The organism is Thioclava sp. NS-SX20 (assembly GCF_057380695.1).
In genome coordinates, this window is sequence record NZ_CM170816.1 from 586,730 (window position 1) to 609,826 (window position 23,097).

Here is a 23,097-nt window from a genome sequence, read left to right on the forward strand (position 1 = left end):
GCGCCAGGGCGCCTTCACCCCCCGAGGATATTTGGAGCAAATGGAAAATGGGCGTGGAAGCTGATTATGTTGTGATTGGCGCCGGATCGGGTGGTACGGCGCTGGCCTACCGTCTGGCCGAGGCCGGTAAGCGCGTGGTGATTATCGAGCATGGGGGGTCGGATGCCGGTCCCTTCATCCAGATGCCCGGGGCGCTGTCCTATCCGATGAATATGGGGATTTACGATTGGGGCTTCCAATCGGAGCCCGAGCCGGGTCTGGGCGGGCGTGTTTTGGCGACGCCGCGGGGCAAGGTGATCGGGGGGTCGTCTTCGATCAACGGGATGGTCTATGTGCGCGGCCATGCGGGCGATTACGAGCATTGGGCCGAGCAGGGCGCGGAAGGCTGGAACTATGCCGATGTGCTGCCCTATTTCAAGCGACAGGAGACATGGCACGGGGCGCAGGATGGCGCGGATGCGGATTGGCGCGGCCAGTCGGGGCCTTTGCATGTCAGCCGTGGCCCGCGCAAGAACCCGCTGTTTGACGCTTTTGTGCAGGCTGGCCAAGAGGCGGGCTATGGCTATACCGCCGATTACAATGGCGAGCGTCAGGAGGGCTTTGGCCCGATGGAGGCCACCATTTACAAGGGGCGTCGCTGGTCTGTGGCCAATGCCTATCTGCGCCCCGGTCAGAAGGCCTTCGGGGACCGTCTGGCCGTGGTGAAGGCTTTGGCGCTGCGGGTTGTCTTTGAGGGCAAGCGCGCGATTGGCGTCGAGGTCGAGAAGGCGGGGCAGAAGCAGGTGATTGCGGCGCGGGCCGAGGTGATTGTTGCGGCAAGTTCCATCAATACGCCGAAGATCCTGATGTTGTCGGGCGTGGGGCCTGCCGATCATCTGCGCGCGCATGGGATCGAGGTTCTGGCGGATCGGCCCGGAGTGGGTGGCAACCTGCAAGACCACCTTGAGGTCTATTTCCAATATGCCGCGAAAGAGCCGATCACGCTTTATAAATACTGGAATCTTTGGGGGAAGGCTTGGGTGGGGGCGCAGTGGCTGTTCACCAAAACCGGTCTGGGCGCGTCGAACCAGTTCGAGGCCTGCGGCTTTATCCGTTCGGATAAGGGGGTGCGTTACCCCGATATCCAGTACCATTTCCTGCCGCTGGCCGTGCGCTATGATGGCAAGGCTTCGGCCGAGGGGCATGGGTTCCAGGTTCATGTGGGTCCGATGCGGGCAGCCTCGCGCGGGCGGGTCTCGCTGCGCTCGGGTGATGCCAAGGACAAGCCGAAGATCCTGTTCAACTATATGACCGAGGATCAGGACTGGGTGGATTGGCGCAAGACCCTGCGTCTGACGCGCGAGATCTTCGAGCAGCCCTCGATGGCGCGTCATGTGGCGCGCGAGATCCAGCCCGGTTCGGATGTGACTTCGGATGCGGCGCTGGATTATTTCGTGCGCGAACATGCGGAAAGCGCCTATCATCCCTGTGGCACCGCGCGGATGGGGCGTGCCGATGACATCCATGCGGTGGTTGACCCCGATGGCCGCGTGATCGGGGTCGAGGGGCTGCGCGTGGCCGATAGCTCGATCTTCCCGCGGGTGACCAATGGGAACCTCAACGGGCCCTCGATCATGGTGGGCGAGAAGATTGCCGATCATATCCTTGGCCGCCGTCTGCCTGCCGAGAATGTCGCGCCGTGGTTCCACCCTGACTGGGAAACGTCTCAGCGTTAATTCGCCGGTAATGAGCGGCGGTAACCACCATATCTCTGGACAAATCAGCCATGCCCCGCGATATGTGGGGCATGTTTCGTTTATGGTCTGTTCTTATTTTGGCGTGTCTTGTGCTGGGGGTGACTGCGCCCGTGCATGCCGAGACCCTGTATGGCAAGGCACGGGTGGTGGATGGCGACACGCTGGACGTCGCAGGCCGCAAGATCCGGATTTATGGAATCGACGCGCCTGAAAGCAAGCAGACCTGTCTGCGTGACAACGGCCAAAGCTGGCCGTGTGGGCAGGACGCGACGGCCCAGATGCGCAAGCTGGCCACAGGGCGGGTGGCCTGCACCGGAACGCAGGCCGACCGCTATGGCCGTCTGATTGCCCGATGCGAGGCGCATGGTGTGGATCTGGGGGCGCAGATGGTGGCGCAGGGCTATGCGCTTGCCTATCGGCAATATTCCACGGCCTATGTCAGTCAGGAAAAATCCGCGATGATTGCCAAGCGCGGGATCTGGGTGGGGCAGGTGGAAACACCCGCGCATTACCGTGCCCATGTGAACGACCCGCAAGGCCGTTGTAAGATCAAGGGAAATATTTCGAAAAACGGCCATTTGTACCATGTGCCGGGCATGGCGTCCTATGCCGCGACCAAGATCGATACCGCAAAGGGGGAGCGCTGGTTCTGCACGGAGGCAGAGGCGCGTTCCGCCGGATGGGTGCGGGCGAAATAGGTCCGCTTTGATCCTTATCAAAGCGGTGCATGTTCGGGGCTGTTAGTATCGGGGCAGATACCAACAGAACGGAGGTCGCACATGTCTGAACATCTTCATACCCTGAGTGTCGAGTTTCCTGCCTATCGGGTGCAGCTGCGGGAGCTGAAGGCAAGCGACCCCCATGCCGCGCGTCTCATGGACGATTATGAAGAGGTCAACGAGCAGGTCCTGCGCGCGATGGAAGGGTTGCAGCCGATGGAGGCTCTGGCCGAGGTGGATCTGCGTAAGAAACGGGCCCAGTTGAAAGACCAGATCGCGCGGGCGCTGGCCGAAGAGGTCAATGCCGCCTGAGGTTTCTTGGACCGTATCAGGGGTTCGGTTTTTAGTCAGTGCGAGGTTTGTTGGCCTCCGGCGTCCTGCCGGAGGCTTTCGCATGGCCGGTCAGGCGATGTCATAGGGCAGCAGGCCGCGACGGTCGAGGTCGACGGTCAGTTTGCGCTCCAGCGGCGGCACCGATCTCTGGTGGCAGTTACGGCGCTCGCAGATGCGGCAGGAGATGCCGATGGGCTCGTAGGCGCGGGGGTTGCCCAGCTCCATATCATCGGCGTAGACAAGATCCTTGGCATGGCTGACCTCGCAGCCCAGACAGAGCGCATAACGGCGCACCGGCGCATGGAAGCTGCCCCCCTGTTTCGAAACATCCTTGGCCACGCAAAGATAGCGCGCCCCGTCGGGGGTCTCGGCCAGCTGGCGCAGGAAGCGGGTGGGGGTTTCAAAGGCCTGATGCGCGATCCATAGCGGGCAGGAGCCGCCGAAACGGGCGAATTGCAGCCGCGTGGCCGAGTGGCGTTTGGTGATGGTGCCCGCCTGATCGATCCGCATGAAGAAGAAGGGCAGCCCCTTGGCGCCGGGGCGTTGCAGCGTTGATAGCCGGTGGGCGACCTGCTCGATCGAGGCGCCGAACAGCTCTGCCAGTATCTCCAGATCATGGCGGTTATCCTGTGCCGCATCCAGAAACTGCTTGTAGGGCATCACGGCGGCCCCCGCGAAATAGTTGGCCAGACCGATCTTGGCGATGGCGCGGGCGGTGCTGGACTGGAAGCGGGCCAGATCCAGCGTTGCCTCGAGCAGTTCGTTCTGGGTGATCAGCGCGACCTGATGCATCAGCTGGAAAGCCTGCGTGGATTTCTTCGCATGGGTGGCGATGGTGATCACCCGCCCGTCTTTCTCGCGCACGCTGGTGATATCGGCAAATTGCACGGTGATCCCGCGCGCCTCCAGCGCCGAAATCGCCCGTGGAATGGCATCGACGCGCGGTCCATCGGGGCAGGCGAAATGTTCGGCTGCGCGGTCTACCGCATCAATGTAATTGTCACAGTAATGGAAGAAATCGCGCACCTCTTCCCAAGGGCTCTGCACGGTGGTGTTGGCATCATGACCAAGCGCGGCATTCAGCGAGGCCAGCCGTTCATGGGTCCGGCGATAGGCGCTGTGCAGTTCGAGGAAGGAGCGCGCAAGGGCAGGGGCATTGGAGGCTGCCAGCCGGATATCGGCCAGCGGCGTGGCGGCATCGGAGAAGATCGGATCGGCCAGCGCCTCGCGCATGTCCGAGACCAGCCGTTCGGCATCGCCTGCCGAAAGCTCGGTCACATCCAGTCCGAATTCCGTGGCCAGTGCCAGCACCACCTGCGCCGACACGGGGCGATGGTTGTTTTCCATCTGGTTGAGATAAGGCAGCGACACGCCAAGCCGGTCGGCAAAGAGCTTTTGCGTCAGGCCGAGCCTTGTGCGCGTCTCCCGCAGCTTGATACCCGCATAGAGTTTTGGAGTCGCCATGATCTACTCTCCTTTGCAAACCCCGCTGATACATATGCAAACTGTATTTGGTCAATTGCCTTTGCGGCATTTTTGACCTTATTTGAGAGAAGCTTTGTCGGAGGCCTTATGCGTATTGTGGTTTTGTTGCAGACACTTGGTTTTGCTGCGCTGTTCGGGCTTGCAGGATGTGCACCGGCTGCGCTGACCGAAGGGGATCTGGCCGCGGTGGCACACCCTTCGGCGCAGGTGCAGGCCGAGGTGGCGCAGTTGTTGCCGGTGGCGATGCGTGAACTGGACCCGATCGAGGCGCATATTCTGGCTGCGGGGCGCCCGCTGACCCCCGTTGAAATGGGCTTTGCCCGCCGTGCCGGTGTGGCGCATCCTGAAAAGGTGCGCGTTCTGGCATGGCCGCAGGCGTTCCGCCCGCCCGAGGATAAAGCCTTTGCCAAGGTCTATCATCCGCAGGGGGCCTTCGCGATTACCTTTGGCTACGGGATTGCCCTGCGCAAGGAAGCGCCTTGGGTTCTGGCCCATGAGCTGGTGCATGTGGGCCAATATGAACGTCTGGGCGGGCGGGAGGCGTTTACCCGCGCCTATCTGACCCAGACGCTGGTGCTGAAGACCTATGCGATCCCGCTTGAGCGCGAGGCCTTCAAGCGCGGCAACCAGATTTCGCCGGTGCCCCAAGGGGCGACTCGCCGCTGGATTGAAACTTTGCAGTAAGAGACGTGACGTCAGAGCTAAGTCTTTGGTCGTGGGCGGATTGTCTTGCCCGATCTGGCGACGGACCATCTACGCGTTTTCGCGGGCAAGGGGGCTGTGGTTTGCAAGGATTTTTGTTGTTTTAAGTTGTCAAATGAGATTGTTTGCAATTCGCAACATGCCTTTTGCCAAGATTTTGCAAATTTTCTGATTTTTGCTTCCAACTCGTGATGGGGCTGCATAAGGTGACCACGAGGATGAGGGGAGCCACATGAGAGATATCCTGCAAGAGCTTGAAGATCGTCGCGCACAGGCCCGTATGGGCGGAGGAGAGCGGCGGATTGCAGCACAGCACAAAAAGGGCAAGCTGACCGCGCGGGAGCGGATCGAACTCTTGCTCGACGAAGGGTCCTTCGAAGAATTCGACATGTTCAAAACCCACCGCTGTGTGGATTTCGACATGCAGTCGGACAAGCCTTATGGCGATGGCGTTGTCACCGGCTGGGGCACGATCAATGGCCGTATGGTCTATGTTTTCAGCCAGGACTTTACCGTTTTTGGCGGCTCGCTGTCGGAAACCCATGCCGAGAAGATCTGCAAGATCATGGATATGGCGATGCAGAATGGCGCGCCGGTGATCGGGCTCAATGACTCGGGCGGGGCGCGGATTCAGGAAGGGGTCGCCTCGCTTGCGGGCTATGCCGATGTGTTCCAGCGCAATATCGAAGCCTCGGGTGTGATCCCGCAGATTTCCGTGATCATGGGCCCCTGTGCGGGTGGCGCGGTCTATAGCCCCGCCATGACCGACTTCATCTTCATGGTGAAGGACAGCTCTTATATGTTCGTGACCGGCCCCGATGTGGTGAAGACGGTGACCAACGAGGTGGTGACCGCCGAAGAACTGGGCGGCGCGCTGACCCATACCAAGAAATCCTCGGTGGCCGATGGGGCGTTCGAGAATGATGTCGAGGCGCTTTACGAAGTCCGCCGTCTGGTTGATTTCCTGCCGCTGTCGAACCGCGAGAAAGCGCCCGTGCGGCCCTTCTTCGATGATGTGGCGCGGGTGGAAGACAGCCTTGACACATTGATCCCTGCCAACCCCAATATGCCCTATGACATGAAGGAACTGATCCTGAAGGTCGCGGATGAGGGGGATTTCTACGAGATCCAGAAGGATTACGCGGGCAATATCATTACCGGCTTCATCCGTCTGGAAGGTCAGACCGTGGGCGTGGTGGCGAACCAGCCGATGGTGCTGGCGGGCTGTCTGGACATCGACAGTTCGCGCAAGGCGGCGCGTTTCGTGCGTTTCTGTGACTGTTTCGAAATTCCGATCCTGACCTTTGTCGATGTTCCGGGCTTCCTGCCGGGCACCTCGCAGGAATATAACGGCGTGATCAAACATGGCGCGAAGCTGCTCTTCGCTTATGGGGAAGCGACCGTGCCGAAGGTGACGGTGATCACCCGTAAGGCCTATGGCGGGGCTTATGACGTGATGAGCTCGAAACACCTCAAGGGCGATTTCAACTACGCCTGGCCGACGGCAGAGATTGCCGTTATGGGAGCGAAAGGGGCGGTCGAGATCCTTTACCGTTCGGAACTGGGCGAGCCCGAGAAGATTGCCGATCGCGTCAAGAACTACGAAGACCGTTTCGCCAATCCGTTCGTTGCCGCCGAGAAAGGCTTCATCGACGAGGTTATCCAGCCGCGGTCTACTCGCCGCCGTGTGGCCCGTGCCTTCGCGTCGCTACGTTCCAAAAAACGCAGCATGCCCATGAAGAAACACGACAATATTCCGTTGTAAGAGGGCATGATGCGGTTCCGGTGCGGCGGGCTTGTTGCAGTATGTCTTGGGATGCTGTGTGTCGGGCCTGTCGCGCTGGCCGATGGCGGGGCCACGCGTGGCGTGGTTGTCGCCGTGCCTTCGGGGGCGCATGTGGAATGGCTGCAAAGCCAGACTGATGCCAGCGGCCCCGATGGTCTGACCCTTCGCCATTTCTTTCTCGCGCCGGATCTGGCGCGGGAAGATCCCGATGTCGCTCTGACGGATATGCAGGCGCTTTGCGAACAGTTTGCGCTGCCGCATCTGTCGTCTGTCGGGCCCCAGCCCCAACAGATCGTCATCTCCCTTTCTGATCGTCCTGTTGCCTTTGGTGATAGCGATCCCGAGGCAACGCAGCTCTTCGCGGGCTATGCGATTTCGCCTCCTCACTGTGTGGAAGAAATGTTCTGATGCTTGATCGGCGGGAAAGTGATGATGCGATTGTGATGCCTCTGGGCAAGCGCATAGAATCTGCTACGCTTTGCGCGGGCCGCTTCGGCTCGGGGCTGCTGATCGCACAGGATTATCTGTCTGATATCACGGCCTCCTTCCCAGCCATCGTCACTCCGTTGCGGATGCGTTCCCTCGGCGTGAAAAGGAGAAGAACATGTCGACCAAACTCATTCTCGCTCTCGGTCTTGTCGGTTTCATGGCAGCCTGCGCCCCCAAGCCGGAGCCGCAGCCCGTTATGCAAGAGCCCGTCACCACGGAGCCGGTCTACCACAGCAAGCTCTGACCTTGCAGGCGGGCAGGGGCCTTCCCCTGCCTGCCCCCCTTTTCCGGTGCTTTCGGCATTTGCCGGAAAACGGGGACGGACAGCGCCTTCAATAGTGTTTATGAGGAACAGGCCCGCGCATTTGCGTCCGGCACTGACCCATAGCATGGCACGAGCCCGCTCTTGCCCTGCTGCGAACACGAAACCGGAGAGGATTGCTCCGGAGAAGAAAGGCGCCACATGCTAAAACACCGCGGTTTTCCCGGGCGTTTGCCCAGCACCGATTTCCAATTCACCATCCGCCGCGCCAATAAGAAAGGCGCGACCAAGATCATCCGCCGCGAACGGTTCAAGGACCGTGCCGCCGGTGATCGCCGCGCGGATGAAGGCTTTCTGGCCGCTTTGTGGACCCATTTCGGCGAAGAGCCCTTTGAGCGGGGCAATCTGGACGCCGGTCGCCTGAGCTGGCTGTTCGGGCGTGAGGTGGTTGCCGCCGAAGACCCGTTCGATCCCGAATCCTACGACGCCCTTCTGAAAATCGACCGTCGCCGTGCCGAGGCGTCGTTCCCCGAGGTATTTGCCGATCCCGACGCGTTCGATTGGGACCAAGAAGACGAGGACGACTGGGACTGATGCGGATGCGGCTTGACAGAAATCGGCAAGGCTTTGCTGTTTTCCCCGCGAATTGGGTTGCAAGCCGCGCGTTTCGCGCGCAGGTTGATTTCTGTCGGCCCGCCTTCGGGTGCTCCGGCATCTCTCCCGCGAGGGAACTCCCTGTTGGAACTTGCCGGCTCCGGGCTGTCGCTATGCGCAGTGCCTTTACCGGGCCGGATCTTTCCGGGGATATGATCCCCGCCATGTTCACGCCTTCCGCAGTTGCGGACGGGCAGGATCGGCAAACGCTTGCCGAGGCAATGCGTTACGTGCGTTCTTGTGCAAGAATCCGCTTTTCTTCCCCGCTGGCTGTATTAGGTTCACAAAGGAACACTAATACTCACGGAGTAGAAATCTCATGCGTAAATCCGCACTTCTCATCGCGATTCTCGGTGCGACGGCCCTTGCTGGCTGCCAGAACTCTGGCAATGGTAACTTCCTCAGCACCGATGGCGGTCGCGCATTGGTTGGCGCGGGCGCAGGCGCGCTGGTTGCCGACGCAACCGACAACAACGTTCTTGCAGGTGCTGCGATTGGCGCAGGCGCAGGCGCGCTGTGCGACGATGCAGGTGTCTGCTCGCGTAGCTACTAAGATCTGCAAGGCAGGCGCTTTTTGCCTGCCCGAAGGTATGCCGATTGAAACGTCATCGGGGCGCTCTGCCTTGGTGGCGTTTTCTTTTCCGGACGTTAACATGAACATATTGGGGGGGAGGGCAAGCCGCGGCTAGAGCCTTCTGGCCCGCGGGCTTGCTTCCACCGGAAGTGGAGGAAAGCCGATGTTCAAGAAGATCCTGATTGCCAACCGTGGGGAAATCGCGTGCCGCGTCATGAAGACCGCACGCGAGATGGGTATCCAGACGGTGGCCGTCTATTCCGATGCCGATGCGCAGGCGCTGCATGTGCAGATGGCCGATGAGACGGTGCATATCGGGCCGCCGCCTGCCAACCAATCCTATATCGTGATCGACAAGATCATGGAGGCGATTGCCAAAACCGGTGCCGAAGCGGTGCATCCGGGCTATGGGTTCCTGTCGGAAAACGCGAAATTTGCAGAGGCGCTGGAGGCGGCAGGTGTGGCCTTTATCGGCCCGCCCGTCAAAGCCATCGAGGCGATGGGGGACAAGATCACCTCGAAAAAGATCGCCCAAGAGGCCGGTGTGAACACCGTGCCCGGCTATATGGGGCTGATCGAGGATGCGGATGAGGCGGTCAAGATCTCGGAAGAGATCGGCTATCCGGTGATGATCAAGGCCTCTGCGGGCGGCGGCGGCAAAGGCATGCGGATTGCATGGAACGCCACCGAGGCGCGCGAGGGTTTCCAGTCGTCGAAAAACGAGGCGGCCAATTCCTTCGGGGATGACCGCATCTTCATCGAGAAATTCGTGACGCAGCCGCGCCATATCGAAATTCAGGTTCTGTGTGACGCCCATGGCAACGGCGTCTGGCTGAACGAGCGTGAATGCTCGATCCAGCGCCGGAACCAGAAGGTGATCGAAGAGGCCCCCTCGCCCTTCCTTGATGCGGCCACCCGTAAGGCGATGGGCGATCAGGCGGTCGCTCTGGCCAAGGCGGTGGGCTATACCAGCGCTGGCACGGTGGAGTTTATTGTCGATGGCAACAAGAACTTCTACTTCCTCGAGATGAACACCCGTCTTCAGGTGGAGCATCCCGTGACCGAGATGATCACCGGCATCGATCTGGTCGAGCAGATGATCCGTATCGCCAATGGCGAGCCGCTGTCGATCACCCAGGACGATGTGAAGATCAACGGCTGGGCGATGGAAAGCCGTCTTTATGCCGAAGACCCCTATCGCAACTTCCTGCCCTCGATCGGTCGTCTGACCCGCTATCGTCCGCCGGTCGAAGGCCCGACCGCCTCCGGCGGTGTGGTGCGCAACGATACCGGCGTCTATGAGGGCGGCGAGATCTCCATGTTCTATGACCCGATGATCGCCAAGCTCTGCACATGGGGAGAGACCCGCGACGCGGCCATCGAGGAAATGCGCGTGGCGCTTGACCGTTTCGAGGTCGAGGGTATTGGCCATAACCTGCCGTTCTGTGCGGCTGTGATGGATCATGCGCGCTTTACCTCGGGCAATATCACAACGGCTTTCATCGCCGAGGAATATCCCGAAGGGTTCCACGGTGTGGAGCTCGGGCCGGAGATGCTCAAGCGTGTGGCAGCGGCTGTAGCGGCAATGGAGCGGGTGGCCGAAATCCGGCGCACGCGCATTTCCGGCACGCTGGGCAATCACGAGCGGCTGGTGGGCGATGACTGGGTTGTGAGCCTGCAGGGCACGACCTATCCGGTGAAAATCTCGGCGGATAAGGCGGGCGCGGATGTCAGCTTCTCCGATGGCACGATGCATCGCGTCAGCTCGGACTGGACACCGGGCGACCAGCTTGCGGAACTGCTGATCGATGGTGCGCCGCTGGTGCTGAAGGTCGGCAAGATCTCGATGGGCTATCGCATCCGCCTGCGTGGTGCGGATCTGAAAGTGCTGGTGCAAACACCGCGCCAACACGAGCTGCATCTGCTGATGCCCGAGAAGCTGCCGCCGGATACCTCGAAATTCCTGCTCTGCCCGATGCCGGGTCTGGTGGTGAAAATCAACGTGGCCGAAGGCGACGAGGTGCAGGAAGGGCAGGCGCTGGCCACTGTCGAGGCGATGAAGATGGAGAACATCCTGCGGGCAGAGCGTCGCGGCGTTGTGAAATCCATCAATGCCGAGGCCGGGGCGTCGCTCAAGGTGGACGACATCATCATGGAGTTCGAATGACCCCATGACGGGCCGCGCCGATCATAACTTGGCAAATGTGCGGGGCGCTTTGCCCTGCACGGTTGCGCCGCGACGGAGTTCCTCGCGGCGCAGCGGCATCTTGTCGATCGAGCGGATGATTTCACGCCCGCTCCAGGGCAGCGGTTTGCGCAGCGCCACCGTGCCGTCCTTGGCAATGATCACCAGCGAAAATCCCGATGGGCGCAGCTTGCGGCGGATGGCGCTTGGCGTGGCGGGGTCGGTATCGGCGATCACCACCACGTCGCGGGCGGCCAGTTCGGGCCAGCGTTCTTCCAGTGCGGCCATCTGGTCCGCGAAGGACGGATCGGCCGGGCTTTCGGCAAAAACCACGATCGGGCGTTTTTTCCAGACGAAATCATTCAAATTCGCTGTATCTGCGGGCAAAGGCGCGAAGCCTTCGGCGGGTTCAGTCGCTGGAACAGGGGGGTCGCCCTGCGGTTGTGTATGCCCTGCCGAGGCCCAGCAACCGACCGATATCGCAAATAAAAATGCGGCTCCGATGGGGGAGAGGATTGTTGCTTTTGATGGAACAGTTTGTTCGCGCGCCCCTGCGCGCCCCGAGTTTTGGGTAAAATACAATTCAATTCCTCCTGTTAAGCAGTTTTCCAGAGATCGCGGCGCATATTCGACGTTGAGGCAGGTCCTCGCGTGGAGTCATGGCATCATGCCAGACGCGCTTTCCGGAAAGAGCTTTCTCTTGGACGTTATACTACATTTGGGGGTGCACCGCACCGCCACGACATCGTTTCAGAACTGGATGCTGGCGAATTCCGAGATATTGTCGCGTCAGGGCATCGCTTTCTGGGGGCCGGAGCGCACGCGTGCGGGGTTGTTTGCGGGGCTGATCAAACGCGCCGATCTGGTTTCGGCGCAGGATATCCTTTCGGCACGACGCTCTGCGACACGTATCCGGATGGAAATCGATCTGTTGGAAGATCAGGGCTTCCACACCCTGATTATCAGCGAAGAAAATCTGATCGGTTCTATTCCACATTGTCTTCAGCACGGAATTCTCTACCCTGACGCGCGGGGCAGGTTGGAACGGGTCGCAATGGTGCTGGGGCCGCATCTGACGGGCGTGGCGATGGGTATCCGGCGCTATGATGCGTGGTGGGCATCGATGCTGGCGGTTGAACGGGCGCGGGGCGGCGAAATGGTCAACCCGCAGCGGTTGCGGATGCTGGCGCAAAGCGGTCGTGGCTGGCCTTGTGTGATCGAGGCCGTCGAACAGGCCTTCGGGAAGCGTCCGCATGTCTGGACCCACGAGGCTATGGCCGGTCGGCACGAGGTTCTGCTGCGGCGTCTGGCACCGCGCGCGGCGCTGTATCCGGGCCAGACGGTGCCGGTTGCGCGTTTCAACGCCGCCGCTGCCGTGCAGGGGCAGCTTGGTCGCGGTTATATGCCTTTTAGCGTTGCTCAACGTGGTCAGATGACTGCGCGCTATCAAAACGAGCTGGAACGGCTGCGCCAAGGGCACCGGGATCTGGCAATCATGGAAACGGGAGGGGCTGCGCCGGGAGGATATTCGGCCATCCCTCTCACGGAGGAAGGATGGGTCGATGACCAGCAACACCGAGGCCGACAAGCAAGCGGCATGGGCTGAGCTTGCCACGAAAGAACTGCGTGGCAAGCCGTTAGACAGCCTGACCTGGGAGACATTGGAAGGGATCAAGGTCAAGCCGCTTTACACGGCGGAAGACACGGCAGGGCTGGACCATCTTGGCTCCATGCCGGGGATCGCGCCCTATACCCGTGGTCCGAAGGCGACCATGTATGCGGGCCGTCCGTGGACGATCCGCCAATATGCGGGTTTCTCGACAGCCGAGGAATCGAACGCGTTTTACCGTCGCGCTCTGGCTGCGGGTCAGCAGGGGATTTCGGTGGCCTTCGATCTTGCGACCCACCGTGGCTATGACAGCGACCACCCCCGCGTTGTGGGCGATGTCGGTAAGGCGGGCGTGGCCATCGATTCGGTCGAGGATATGAAGATCCTCTTTGACGGCATCCCGCTGGATAAGGTCTCCGTCTCGATGACCATGAATGGCGCGGTGATCCCGATTCTGGCGAATTTCATCGTGGTGGGGGAAGAGCAGGGCCATGACCGCGCCGTGCTGTCGGGCACCATCCAGAACGATATTCTCAAAGAATTCATGGTGCGGAACACCTATATCTATCCGCCCGAACCCTCGATGCGGATCATCGCGGATATCATCGAATATACCGCCAACGAGATGCCGAAATTCAACTCGATCTCGATCTCCGGCTATCACATGCAGGAAGCGGGCGCGAACCTCGTGCAGGAGCTGGCCTACACGCTGGCGGACGGGCGCGAATATGTGCGCACCGCGATTGCCGCCGGTATGGATGTGGATAAATTCGCCGGACGTCTGTCGTTCTTCTTCGCTATCGGCATGAATTTCTTCATGGAGGCCGCCAAACTGCGCGCCGCCCGCACGCTCTGGTCGCGGATCATGGCCGAATTCGAGCCGAAGAACCCCAAATCCAGCATGCTGCGCACCCATTGCCAGACCTCGGGCGTTTCTCTGCAAGAGCAGGACCCCTATAACAACGTCATCCGCACCGCCTATGAGGCGATGGCGGCGGCTTTGGGCGGCACGCAGTCGCTGCACACCAACGCGCTGGACGAGGCGATTGCCCTGCCCACCGATTTCTCGGCACGGATTGCACGTAATACCCAGCTGATCTTGCAGGAAGAAACCGGCATCACCAATGTCGTCGACCCGCTGGCGGGCAGCTATTATGTCGAAAGCCTGACCGCGAACCTGATCGAGGAAGCGTGGAAGCTGATCGAAGAGGTCGAGGAAATGGGCGGCATGACCAAGGCCGTGGCCTCCGGCATGCCCAAGCTGCGGATCGAGGAAACCGCCGCCCGTCGTCAGGCGCTGATCGACCGTGGGGAAGACGTGATTGTCGGGGTCAATAAATACCGCCTCGCCGAGGAAGAGCCGATCGACATTCTCGATATCGACAACGTCAAGGTGCGCCTGTCGCAAATCGCACGGCTTGAGAAAATGCGGGCCGAGCGTGATGAGGACGCCTGTCAGGCTGCGCTGGCCGAATTGGGCCGCCGCGCGAAAGAGGGCGGAAACCTGCTGGAAGCTGCCGTTGAAGCGGCGCGCGCGCGGGCCTCAGTAGGGGAGATCTCGATGGCGATGGAGAAGGAATTCGGGCGTCACCGCGCCGAGGTGAAGACTTTGGCAGGGGTCTATGGCTCGGCCTATGAGGGCGATGAGGGCTTTGCCCAGATCCAGCGCGATGTCGAGGCCTTTGCCGAAGCGGAAGGCCGTCGCCCGCGTATGCTGGTGGTCAAGATGGGGCAGGACGGCCATGACCGTGGTGCCAAGGTGATCGCGACCGCCTTTGCCGATATCGGTTTCGATGTCGATGTGGGGCCGCTGTTCCAGACGCCGGACGAGGCGGCGCAGGATGCGGTGGATAACGATGTCCATGTGGTGGGCATCTCGTCGCAGGCGGCAGGGCACAAGACCCTTGCGCCGCAGTTGATCGAGGCGCTGAAAGCCAAAGGGGCAGAGGATATCATCGTGATCTGCGGCGGCGTGATCCCGCATCAGGATTATGACTTCCTGAAAAAGGCCGGTGTGAAGGCTATTTTTGGTCCGGGCACCAATATCCCGACGGCTGCGAAAGAGATCCTGCAGATCCTCGAAGCGCAGCGCGACTAACGAAAAAGGGCCGCTTCTGCGGCCCTTAACATGCCCGCCATTGGTCGCCGTCTTGCCCGTAATCACGGGCAAGTGCCGCGATCAGCGCCATGTCGGTCGGGTCAAGTGGGCCTGTGTGCAAGGGACGGAACCGTAGCCGGAAGGCCGACAGAACATGCTCGTGATCCGGCGAGGTATAGCCGAAAAGCTGCGCGAGGATCAGAAACTGCGCCTTGTCCGGTGCCCGTGGCAGCAGCGGGGCCTGCGGCAGGACAGCCAGTCCCTGACGTGCAAGCCGCGCCCAGTCGAAGCGCGGACCGGGGTCGAATTTACGCGCCGGGGCCATGTCGGAATGGGCGATCACATTCTGCGGGGCGATCCGCCAATCGTCGAGGATCCGCCGCAATAGCGTTTCCAGCGTCTCCATCTGCCGGTTGGAAAACGGCCTGTCGCCCGGGTTATCAAGCTCGATCCCGATGGAATGTGAATTCAGGTCGTTACATGCGCCCCACTGCCCGACACCGGCATGCCATGCGCGGCGCGCCTCATCGACCAGTTGCACCGCCGTGCCGTCATTGCCGATCAGCCAATGCGCCGAAACCTCGGCTGCCGGATCGCACAGGCGGTCGCGGGCCGAGGCCATGTCCTGCATCGCGGTGAAATGCAGAACCACATGGTCAGGCTCTGCCCCATTGCGCCGTTCCCCGTGATTGGGCGAGGGGAAAGCCGCCGCCATCAGTTGCGAGCGTTCTGGAAGGGGCGGGGGTCCCAACCACAGGCGAAACCGTCGCCATCGGGGTCAAGATTGCCCGGATCTTTCTCGGGGCCGCCATTGGCCAGAAAGGCGATCTGGGCCTGGTCGGGCGAGACATATTTCGCACAGGCTTTGGTGGTCGAGGTGAATTTGATCCCGCCACGCGGATAGGTCGCTTGCCCCGGCTGGTTGCTGACCGAAAGCGCATAGGCGGCCAGATTGGGGCCGCTGGCACCAGAGCCCGCGCTATAGGTGTCGCCCGAGGTCTTCTGGGCCGGTGCTGGCGTCTGGAACGTGTCCTCGGCCCGCTCTGCCGCTGTGGCCGTGCTGGAATAGGGCGAGGAGGCCGGTGCGTAATCGGTGACTTCCTGCGGGCTGGATTGCGCCGCTGTCGCATTCAGCGCCGCAAGCGTATCGGCCCCGAGCTGCGCATTGGGATCGTTGCTGGCGGGGGTCGCCGCATCGCCCATCGCCGACATCGGCTGCCCGCCGGTGACGGGAGTGGTGGTGGCGGCTGTGCCGCCCTGAAGTTGCGCCTCGCGCTGCGCCATGTAATCGCGATAGCTTTCGTTGCCCGCGATTGCGGGCGCACCGACGCCAGCGGCCGAATTCGGCACGCTGGGTTGGCAGGCGGCCAGCGCCAGCACCGAAAGGGTCAGGGAAAGTCCGAGAACTGGCGCGCGCATGTGTTTACTCCATTACCACCATTGGTTCGGCTTGGCATTGAAGCCTGCCGCACGTTCAAGCACAAGGGCGTGGTTCAGCAGTTCGCCTTCTTCCCACGGACGCCCGATCAGTTGCAGCCCCAGCGGAAGCCCTTGTTTGTCAAGGCCAACGGGTACCGCGACACCGGGCAGGCCCGCAAGGTTCAGGGTGACCGTGAACACGTCATTGAGATACATCTTGACCGGATCGGCATCCTTCATCTCGCCAAGGGCGAAGGCCGAAGAGGGCGTCGCGGGGGCAAGAATGGCGTCGATGCCAGCAGCAAATGCCTGCTCGAAGTCGCGTTTGATCAGGGCGCGGACCTTACGGGCGCGGTTGTAATAGGCGTCATAGAAGCCCGCTGACAGCACATAGGTGCCGATCATGATGCGGCGCTGCACCTCGGGGCCGAAGCCTTCGGCGCGGGTCTTGGCATACATATCGTCGATGCCATCGCCCTTACCCAAAGTCGCGCGGTGGCCGTAGCGCACCCCGTCATAGCGGGCGAGGTTGGACGACGCCTCGGCAGGGGCGATCACGTAATAGGCGGGCAGGGCGTATTTGGTATGGGGCAGCGAGATATCCACGATCTCGGCGCCTGCATCGCGCATCATCGCCATGCCGTTGTCCCAAAGGGCCGCGATCTCTTCGGGCATGCCGTCGAGGCGGTATTCCTTCGGGATGCCGATTTTCTTGCCACGGATATCGCCGGTCAGCGCCGCTTCGAAATCCGGCACCGCGATCTCGGTCGAGGTCGAATCCTTCGGGTCATGCGAGCACATCGCCTGCAGCATGATCGCCGCATCGCGCACGTCCTTGGTCATCGGGCCAGCCTGATCGAGCGAGGAGGCATAGGCCACCACACCCCAGCGCGAGCAACGCCCATAGGTCGGCTTGATGCCGGTGATGCCGGTGAAGGCCGCAGGCTGACGGATCGAGCCGCCGGTATCGGTGCCGGTCGCCGCCAGACAGAGGTCGGCTGCAACAGCCGCCGCCGAACCGCCCGAAGACCCGCCCGGCGTGCGGGCTTTGTCATCGACCTTCCACGGGTTGATCGCGGGGCCGTAGCAGGCGGTCTCATTCGACGAACCCATCGCGAATTCATCCATCGAGAGCTTGCCCAGCATGACCGCGCCCGCATCCCAGAGGTTCTGGGTGACGGTGGATTCATATTCGGGCTTGAAGCCCTTGAGGATGTTCGACCCTGCCTGCGTGGGCACGCCCTTCACGGCGAAAAGATCCTTGATCCCCAGCGGGATGCCGCACATCGCGGGCGCATCGCCTGCCTTGATGCGGGCATCCGCCGCTTTCGCCATGTCCAGCGCCATCTCGGGGGTCTTGGCGCACCAAGCGTTGAGCGCATCCGCGCCCTCAATCGCCTTCAGGCAGCTTTCGGTCAGCTCGACCGACGTCGTCTCGCCCTTGCGCAGCGCGTCACGGGCTTCGGAGATTTTCAGCGTATTTAGGGTCATTCCACCACCTTCGGCACGGCAAAGAAGCCCTCGCGGGCATCGGGGGCGTTCTTGAGGATCTTGTCCTGATAATTGCCATCGGTCACCTCGTCGACGCGGCGCTTGAGGCGCTGCGGGCTGACCGAGGTCATAGGCTCTACGCCCTCGACGTCAACTTCGGTCAGCTGCTCCATGAGGTTGAGCATATTGGAAAGATCCGAGGCCAGCTCGGGCAGATTGTCTTCGGCCACTTTGATGCGGGCCAGATGCGCCACCTTGCGGGCGGTGTCGATGTCGATGGACATATGTTTCTCCGCTGGATTTGGGTTCGGGTTTAGCCGCAAGCCCCCGTGCTTTCAAGGTGAAGCGGGCATGGGACTTCCCTTTTCGGGCAAGACACCTACAGTCAGGAGGGAATTTCGGATTTTATAAAATGACGGGAGCGTTATTCATGAAACTCACCTGGCTTGGCCATTCCGGTTTCCGGCTTGAAATCGAAGACGCGGTGCTGCTGATCGACCCGTGGCTGTCGGGCAATCCGGTCTTCCCCGAGGGCCACCGTGCCGAGGCGATCTCGGGGGCGACGCATATCCTTCTCAGCCACGGTCATGGCGATCATTCCGCCGATACGGTGGCGATCGCGCGCGAGCTGGGCATTCCGGTGGTCTGCATCGCCGATATCGCAGGCTTCTGGGCCGAGGCCGAGGGGATCGAGACGCTGGGCTTCAACAAGGGCGGCACGGTTGATCTGGCGGGTGCCAAGGTGACGATGGTCAATGCCACCCATTCCTCAAGCTATGATGGCCCGAACGGTCCCGTCTATACCGGCACCGAATCGGGCTATATGATCAAGGGTGAAGGCCATTGCATCTATTTCTCGGGCGATACCGATATTATGGCCGATATGGCGTGGATGGGCGAATATCACGCTCCCGATATCGGCATTCTCTGTGCCGGTGGCCATTTCACGATGGATATGAAAGCGGCCACTTGGGCGGCCAAGAAGTATTTCGACTTCAAGACGGTGATCCCCTGCCACTACAAGACCTTCCCGCTGCTGGAGCAATCGGCGGAAGAGATGGTCAAAGGCCTGCCGGGTGTGGATGTGATCGAGCCGGAGGTGCTGAAACCTCTGACCCTTTAAAAAGGCGCAACAAAAAACCGCGGCGGGTTTCCCCTGCCGCGGTTTTTGATGGGCGGGGCCGGATCAGGCCGGCACCTCTATCCCTTTTTCGGCCGCCAGTTCGCGCATGCGCTTTTGCAGCTTCTCGAAAGCGCGCACCTCGATCTGGCGGATACGTTCGCGCGAGACATCATATTTCGACGAAAGATCCTCAAGCGTGACGGGGTCATCGCGCAGGCGGCGCTCCATCAGAATGTCTTTCTCGCGATCATTGAGCGTGTCCATCGCGGCCAGCAGCATCTCGCGGCGCATATTCAGCTCGTCGGATTCCGCATAGGCCTCGGCCTGATCGGCATCCTCGTCTTCCAGCCAGTCCTGCCATTGCGCGGCCCCGTCCTCGGACGCGCCCACCTGCGCATTCAGGGACGCATCCGACCCCGACAGACGCCGGTTCATCGAGATGACCTCATCCTCGGTCACATTCAGGTCATGCGCGATCTGGGCCACATTCTCGGGCCGCATATCGCCATCCTCATAGGCACCAATCCGCGATTTCGCCTTGCGCAGGTTGAAAAACAACTTCTTCTGCGCCGAGGTCGTGCCCAGCTTCACCAGCGACCATGACCGCAGGATATATTCCTGAATGGCCGCACGGATCCACCACATCGCATAGGTCGCAAGGCGGAAGCCTTTCTCGGGATCAAAGCGTTTCACGGCCTGCATCAGCCCGACATTCGCCTCCGAGATCACCTCGGCCTGCGGCAGACCATAGCCGCGATAGCCCATGGCGATCTTGGCGGCCAGACGCAGGTGCGATGTCACCATCTTATGCGCGGATTTCGCGTCCTGATGGTCCACCCAGCGTTTGGCCAGCATATATTCCTCTTCCGGCTCCAGCAGCGGGAACTTGCGGATTTCCTGAAGATAGCGGTTCAGCCCCTGTTCGGGACTTGGGGCTGGAAGGTTGGTGTAACTCGACATGTGAACCCCTTTCTTTTGGTGTGTGGCGGCCCGATATGGGAAGACGGGCCTTTCATTACAAGATGTCGTTTCAAACCCCTTAACGCATAAGGGCGGCGAGAGGTCCGAGATTGACCCTTTGGCTTGGACACAGAAAAGAGCATGCGTCTCCTGCTTGCAAGCAAAAGACGCATCGGTTGACAGTTAAGTGAACCAATCAGTTCAGATTGAAACATTTCCGCGCAAGGCCGCCAGCAGCTCTTCCATATCCGCAGGCAGGGGCGAGGAAAATTCCAGTTCTTCGCCCGTCACCGGATGCACAAAGCCCAAAGTCGCCGCATGAAGCGCCTGACGGGGGAAATGCGCCGCTGCCTCGATGGCCGCCTCGCCCAGCGATTTCGGCAGCTTGCGCCGCCCGCCATAGACCGGATCGCCGATCAGCCCGTGACCGGCATGGGCCATATGCACGCGGATCTGATGGGTGCGTCCCGTTTCCAGCCAGCAGTCGATCAGCGCCGCCACTCCTTGCAGGTCTTCCACGGTGCGCGCCCGCGTCACCGCATGACGCCCGCCGTCAAAGCACACCGCCTGTTTCTGGCGGTCGGTCTTATGGCGCGCCAGCTGCGAGGTGATCTTCAGCACGCCGCCCTGTTCGAAATTCACCCCCTTGGTGCCGCGCAGACGCGGATCGGCCGCCGAAGGCACCCCATGACACACCGCCATATAGTGACGGTGTACCGTGTGTTTCTCGAACTGCTTGGCCAGCCCGTGATGTGCCGCATCCGATTTTGCCACGACCAGCAGCCCCGAGGTCTCCTTGTCGATCCGGTGCACGATGCCCGGACGCTTCTCGCCGCCGATGCCCGACAGATTGCCGCCGAAGTGATGCAGCAGCGCATTGACCAAAGTCCCGTCGGGTGTGCCGGGGGCGGGGTGCACCACCATACCCGCAGGCTTGTTGATCACGATCAGGTCGTCATCTTCCCACAGGATGTCCAGCGCGATCTGCTGCGCCACCGTCTCCACCTCGCGCGAGGCTTCCACAAGGATTTCATAGACCTCGCCCGCCGCCACCTTGGTCTTCTGCTCGGTCACGGCCACGCCCTCGCGGCTGACCGCCCCATCGGCAATCAGCTTCGCCAGCCGCGACCGCGACAGGTTTTCTTCGTCTGGCACAAGCGCGCTCAAGGCCTTATCAAGGCGGTCGGCAGGGGGCTCTTCCCCGATTTCGATGCGAAGGATACGCTGTTCCATGTCCGATCCGATCTCCGATCCCGACGCGCCCGTGCCAGAGCTGCGCTTTCTCAAATGGCTGGTGACCGCTCTGGCCGTCACCATGATTGCGGGCCTTCTAACCATCGTGACACTGCTTGTCATCCGCTTCAATCAGCCAAGCGGCAATAAGCTGACCCTGCCAGAGGCGATTTCCCTGCCCGACGGGCTGCAAGCACTGTCGCTCACCCAACAAGCCGACCGGATCATTATCGTCACCACCGACAATCAGGTGCTGCTGTTTTCGCCCGATGGCCGCCTGACCGCCCGCACGAAGCTTGCGCCATGACGCAGCCCCGTCTCGGCGTGCTGGCCGTCTGCCTGAGCGACACCCATGCGCTTCTCGTCAAACGCAAGAATCCGCCGGATGCGGGGCTTTGGGGCTTTCCGGGCGGCAAGGTCGAATGGGGCGAGACCGTGGCCCAAGCCGCCCTGCGCGAACTGGCCGAGGAAACCGGCGTTCGGGCCACCGCAGGCGCAACCATCGACTCTGGCGACTTCCTGACCAGGGATGCGGCGGGCGGGACGCTCTGGCATTACTACCTCGTGGCCATTGCCTGCCATGCCGATGCCCCGCAACCACAGGCCGCAGATGACGCGTCTGACGCGCGCATGATCCCCTTTGAGGACATCGAAGCGGGCCGCCTTCCCATGAGCGCGGGCGTCAAAGACCTGCTGATCAAGGCCCGCGCCTGCTTTCCAGCTGCCCAAAATATCCTCGGGGGATGAATTCCATACGGGCCTGCCCGAATGGAAGAAGGGGGCAGACAGCCCCCTTTCACACACGCAAAAACGAAAGCCCGCTCAGGCCTTGCTTTCCAGCGCCTCCAGACGCGCCTTCAGTGCCTCGTTCTCTTCGCGCGCTTTGGCGGCCATCGCTTTCACGGCGTCGAACTCCTCGCGGGTCACAAAGTCCCGCTCGGCCAGCCAGCGATCCATCCACGATTTCATCGCGGTCTCGGCTTCGGTGCGGGCACCTTGCGCCACACCCATCGCATTGGTCATCAGCTTGGACATTTCGTCAAAGAGTTTGTTGGGCGCGGTCATAGCGGCTTCCGATCCTCGGGCTTTGGCTTGCAGTTAACGTCTATATGAGGCCTTCGCCCTGCGCTGACAAGGCCCGAGCGACAGCCGATGATGCGTGCCCCGTGCTGACAAGCCCGTGTCCGCTCGGCTCGGACCAGTCTCCTGCCTTGACTTCTTTCCTTCGGACGGGCTTTCTCCGCCCCGATAAAAGACGATTTTCCGGCCCGATAGAGACGGCCCTTCGAAGGAGACAGCCGATGCTGCCACTGGCGATTGATTTTCCGCAAATCGATCCGAATGCCTTTGTGATCCCGGGGCTGAACCTGCCGATCCGCTGGTATGCCTTGGCCTATATCGCAGGGCTTCTGGCGGGCTGGCAGATCATTGTGGCGCTGATGAAAGCCCCGCGCCTTTGGGGCGGGCAGGCACCCATGCCTGCCAAGCAGGTCGAGGATCTGCTGACATGGGTGATTGTCGGCGTCATTCTGGGCGGTCGGCTGGGCTTTGTGCTGTTTTACGACTTCGGCTGGTATCTCGCGCATCCGCTCGAGATCTTCATGGTCTGGAAGGGCGGTATGGCCTTTCATGGTGGTTTTCTGGGGGTCGTGGTGGCGGTCTGGCTGTATTGCCGCCGGCATGGGCTTGCGGTCTGGTCCATCGGGGATGCCGCAGCGCTTGTGGCGCCTATCGGGCTGTTGCTGGGGCGCATTGCCAATTTCATCAAGCCCGAGCTTTGGGGCCATCCGACCGATATGCCTTGGGGCGTGATCTTTCCGGGCGAGGCGGCGCAGACCTGCCTCGGTCTTGCGGGGCAGGTGGACGGTATGTGCGCCCGTCATCCGTCGCAACTCTATGAGGGCGGGCTGGAAGGGATCGTGCTGGGCATCCTGCTGTGGATACTTGTCTCGCGCGGGCTTTTGCGCCGTCCGGGGGGCGCATGCGGGATCTTCCTGATCGGTTATGGCTGTTCGCGCGCCTTTGTCGAACTCTTCCGTCAGGCCGACCCGCAATTTGTCACGCCGACCGACCCGATGGGCTATGTGGTGCAATTCGGCCAATATGGCCTGTCGATGGGCCAGCTTCTGTCGCTGCCGATGATCGCCATCGGTATCGTGCTTGTGCTGCGCGCCCTGCGTCGGCCCAAGGTCGGGACGGCGGCGTGACCGGCGATCTGACCTCCCGTCTGCTTGCGGCA

The 23,097-nt window shown here is 61.4% G+C and carries 25 protein-coding genes; 16 read left to right on the plus strand and 9 right to left on the minus strand.

Features of this window, described 5'->3' with window-relative positions:
- The first annotated feature begins 53 nt into the window (after positions 1-53).
- The 3 genes from betA to AC2ISB_RS02975 all read left to right on the plus strand — a co-directional run bounded on the left by betA (position 54) and on the right by AC2ISB_RS02975 (position 2,767).
- The gene (gene betA, locus AC2ISB_RS02965; protein ID WP_486576058.1) at positions 54-1,715 is read left to right on the plus strand and encodes a choline dehydrogenase; all 1,662 of its coding nucleotides are present in this window, start codon (positions 54-56) and stop codon (positions 1,713-1,715) included.
- A gap of 110 nt (positions 1,716-1,825) precedes the next feature.
- Complete coding sequence (locus tag AC2ISB_RS02970; RefSeq protein WP_486576060.1) at positions 1,826-2,434, plus strand: thermonuclease family protein; 609 nt, start codon at positions 1,826-1,828, stop codon at positions 2,432-2,434.
- A gap of 81 nt (positions 2,435-2,515) precedes the next feature.
- On the plus strand, positions 2,516-2,767 hold the full coding sequence (locus AC2ISB_RS02975; RefSeq protein ID WP_486576062.1) for an HP1242/YdcH family protein: 252 nt from the start codon (positions 2,516-2,518) through the stop codon (positions 2,765-2,767).
- Positions 2,768-2,857: 90 nt separating this feature from the next.
- Here AC2ISB_RS02975 and AC2ISB_RS02980 read toward each other — a convergent pair whose 3' ends face one another.
- Complete coding sequence (locus tag AC2ISB_RS02980) at positions 2,858-4,252, minus strand: helix-turn-helix domain-containing protein (RefSeq protein ID WP_339109330.1); 1,395 nt, start codon at positions 4,250-4,252, stop codon at positions 2,858-2,860.
- A gap of 108 nt (positions 4,253-4,360) precedes the next feature.
- Here AC2ISB_RS02980 and AC2ISB_RS02985 point away from each other — a divergent pair, with 108 nt between their 5' ends.
- From AC2ISB_RS02985 to AC2ISB_RS03015, 7 genes are all read left to right on the plus strand, one after another.
- Positions 4,361-4,957: a hypothetical protein gene (locus tag AC2ISB_RS02985; RefSeq protein WP_406736893.1), complete on the plus strand. Its 597-nt coding sequence runs from the start codon at positions 4,361-4,363 to the stop codon at positions 4,955-4,957.
- A 250-nt stretch (positions 4,958-5,207) separates the two neighbouring features.
- Positions 5,208-6,740: an acyl-CoA carboxylase subunit beta gene (locus AC2ISB_RS02990; protein ID WP_339109332.1), complete on the plus strand. Its 1,533-nt coding sequence runs from the start codon at positions 5,208-5,210 to the stop codon at positions 6,738-6,740.
- Between the two features lie 6 nt (positions 6,741-6,746).
- Complete coding sequence (locus AC2ISB_RS02995) at positions 6,747-7,169, plus strand: DUF6497 family protein (RefSeq protein WP_339109333.1); 423 nt, start codon at positions 6,747-6,749, stop codon at positions 7,167-7,169.
- A 196-nt stretch (positions 7,170-7,365) separates the two neighbouring features.
- Positions 7,366-7,494, plus strand: a complete 129-nt coding sequence (locus AC2ISB_RS03000; RefSeq protein WP_339109334.1) for a hypothetical protein — start codon at positions 7,366-7,368, stop codon at positions 7,492-7,494.
- 219 nt (positions 7,495-7,713) lie between these two features.
- The gene (locus tag AC2ISB_RS03005; RefSeq protein WP_339109335.1) at positions 7,714-8,106 is read left to right on the plus strand and encodes a hypothetical protein; all 393 of its coding nucleotides are present in this window, start codon (positions 7,714-7,716) and stop codon (positions 8,104-8,106) included.
- Positions 8,107-8,485: 379 nt separating this feature from the next.
- Positions 8,486-8,719 carry a hypothetical protein gene (locus AC2ISB_RS03010; protein ID WP_339109336.1) on the plus strand — a complete coding sequence of 78 codons (234 nt, stop codon included), beginning with the start codon at positions 8,486-8,488 and terminating at the stop codon, positions 8,717-8,719.
- A gap of 184 nt (positions 8,720-8,903) precedes the next feature.
- Positions 8,904-10,907 carry an acetyl-CoA carboxylase biotin carboxylase subunit gene (locus AC2ISB_RS03015; RefSeq protein WP_339109337.1) on the plus strand — a complete coding sequence of 668 codons (2,004 nt, stop codon included), beginning with the start codon at positions 8,904-8,906 and terminating at the stop codon, positions 10,905-10,907.
- Between the two features lie 21 nt (positions 10,908-10,928).
- Here the strand turns inward: AC2ISB_RS03015 and AC2ISB_RS03020 are convergent, their stop codons facing one another.
- Entirely contained in the window at positions 10,929-11,312 is a 384-nt protein-coding gene (locus tag AC2ISB_RS03020) for a DUF4174 domain-containing protein (protein ID WP_486576065.1), read from the minus strand.
- Positions 11,313-11,625: 313 nt separating this feature from the next.
- Between AC2ISB_RS03020 and AC2ISB_RS03025 the strand changes: the two genes are divergently transcribed.
- Positions 11,626-12,531, plus strand: coding sequence for a hypothetical protein (locus tag AC2ISB_RS03025; RefSeq protein WP_339109339.1), 906 nt, complete (start codon positions 11,626-11,628; stop codon positions 12,529-12,531).
- Positions 12,488-14,632 (plus strand): methylmalonyl-CoA mutase, encoded by a 2,145-nt coding sequence (gene scpA, locus AC2ISB_RS03030; protein ID WP_339109340.1) that lies wholly within the window; start codon positions 12,488-12,490, stop codon positions 14,630-14,632. Before AC2ISB_RS03025 ends, scpA begins: the two co-directional genes overlap by 44 nt.
- Positions 14,633-14,657: 25 nt before the next feature.
- Here scpA and AC2ISB_RS03035 read toward each other — a convergent pair whose 3' ends face one another.
- From AC2ISB_RS03035 to gatC, 4 genes are read right to left on the minus strand one after another with little or no spacing between them, the layout of a single operon-like run.
- On the minus strand, positions 14,658-15,347 hold the full coding sequence (locus tag AC2ISB_RS03035; RefSeq protein WP_339109341.1) for an N-acetylmuramoyl-L-alanine amidase: 690 nt from the start codon (positions 15,345-15,347) through the stop codon (positions 14,658-14,660).
- Positions 15,347-16,051 (minus strand): hypothetical protein, encoded by a 705-nt coding sequence (locus AC2ISB_RS03040; protein WP_486576068.1) that lies wholly within the window; start codon positions 16,049-16,051, stop codon positions 15,347-15,349. Before AC2ISB_RS03040 ends, AC2ISB_RS03035 begins: the two co-directional genes overlap by 1 nt.
- Positions 16,052-16,063: 12 nt before the next feature.
- Positions 16,064-17,542, minus strand: a complete 1,479-nt coding sequence (gene gatA, locus AC2ISB_RS03045) for an Asp-tRNA(Asn)/Glu-tRNA(Gln) amidotransferase subunit GatA (RefSeq protein ID WP_339109343.1) — start codon at positions 17,540-17,542, stop codon at positions 16,064-16,066.
- Positions 17,539-17,826 carry an Asp-tRNA(Asn)/Glu-tRNA(Gln) amidotransferase subunit GatC gene (gene gatC, locus AC2ISB_RS03050; protein WP_339113188.1) on the minus strand — a complete coding sequence of 96 codons (288 nt, stop codon included), beginning with the start codon at positions 17,824-17,826 and terminating at the stop codon, positions 17,539-17,541. Before gatC ends, gatA begins: the two co-directional genes overlap by 4 nt.
- 146 nt (positions 17,827-17,972) lie before the next feature.
- On the opposite strand from gatC, the gene AC2ISB_RS03055 reads away from it, so the two are divergent.
- On the plus strand, positions 17,973-18,665 hold the full coding sequence (locus AC2ISB_RS03055) for a metal-dependent hydrolase (protein WP_339109345.1): 693 nt from the start codon (positions 17,973-17,975) through the stop codon (positions 18,663-18,665).
- A 63-nt stretch (positions 18,666-18,728) separates the two neighbouring features.
- Here AC2ISB_RS03055 and rpoH read toward each other — a convergent pair whose 3' ends face one another.
- Complete coding sequence (gene rpoH, locus AC2ISB_RS03060) at positions 18,729-19,625, minus strand: RNA polymerase sigma factor RpoH (protein ID WP_339109346.1); 897 nt, start codon at positions 19,623-19,625, stop codon at positions 18,729-18,731.
- Between the two features lie 201 nt (positions 19,626-19,826).
- The gene (locus AC2ISB_RS03065) at positions 19,827-20,858 is read right to left on the minus strand and encodes an RluA family pseudouridine synthase (RefSeq protein WP_406720476.1); all 1,032 of its coding nucleotides are present in this window, start codon (positions 20,856-20,858) and stop codon (positions 19,827-19,829) included.
- Between AC2ISB_RS03065 and AC2ISB_RS03070 the strand changes: the two genes are divergently transcribed.
- Positions 20,857-21,165, plus strand: coding sequence for a DUF6476 family protein (locus tag AC2ISB_RS03070; protein WP_339109348.1), 309 nt, complete (start codon positions 20,857-20,859; stop codon positions 21,163-21,165). The two genes, AC2ISB_RS03065 and AC2ISB_RS03070, sit on opposite strands and share 2 nt — an antisense overlap.
- A complete protein-coding gene (locus AC2ISB_RS03075) occupies positions 21,162-21,605 on the plus strand; it encodes an NUDIX hydrolase (protein ID WP_406736887.1) in 444 nt (147 codons plus the stop codon). Before AC2ISB_RS03070 ends, AC2ISB_RS03075 begins: the two co-directional genes overlap by 4 nt.
- A gap of 75 nt (positions 21,606-21,680) precedes the next feature.
- Here the strand turns inward: AC2ISB_RS03075 and AC2ISB_RS03080 are convergent, their stop codons facing one another.
- Positions 21,681-21,923: an accessory factor UbiK family protein gene (locus AC2ISB_RS03080; RefSeq protein WP_339109350.1), complete on the minus strand. Its 243-nt coding sequence runs from the start codon at positions 21,921-21,923 to the stop codon at positions 21,681-21,683.
- A 236-nt stretch (positions 21,924-22,159) separates the two neighbouring features.
- Here AC2ISB_RS03080 and lgt point away from each other — a divergent pair, with 236 nt between their 5' ends.
- Positions 22,160-23,065, plus strand: coding sequence for a prolipoprotein diacylglyceryl transferase (gene lgt / locus AC2ISB_RS03085; RefSeq protein ID WP_406720478.1), 906 nt, complete (start codon positions 22,160-22,162; stop codon positions 23,063-23,065).
- The last annotated feature ends 32 nt before the right edge of the window (positions 23,066-23,097 follow it).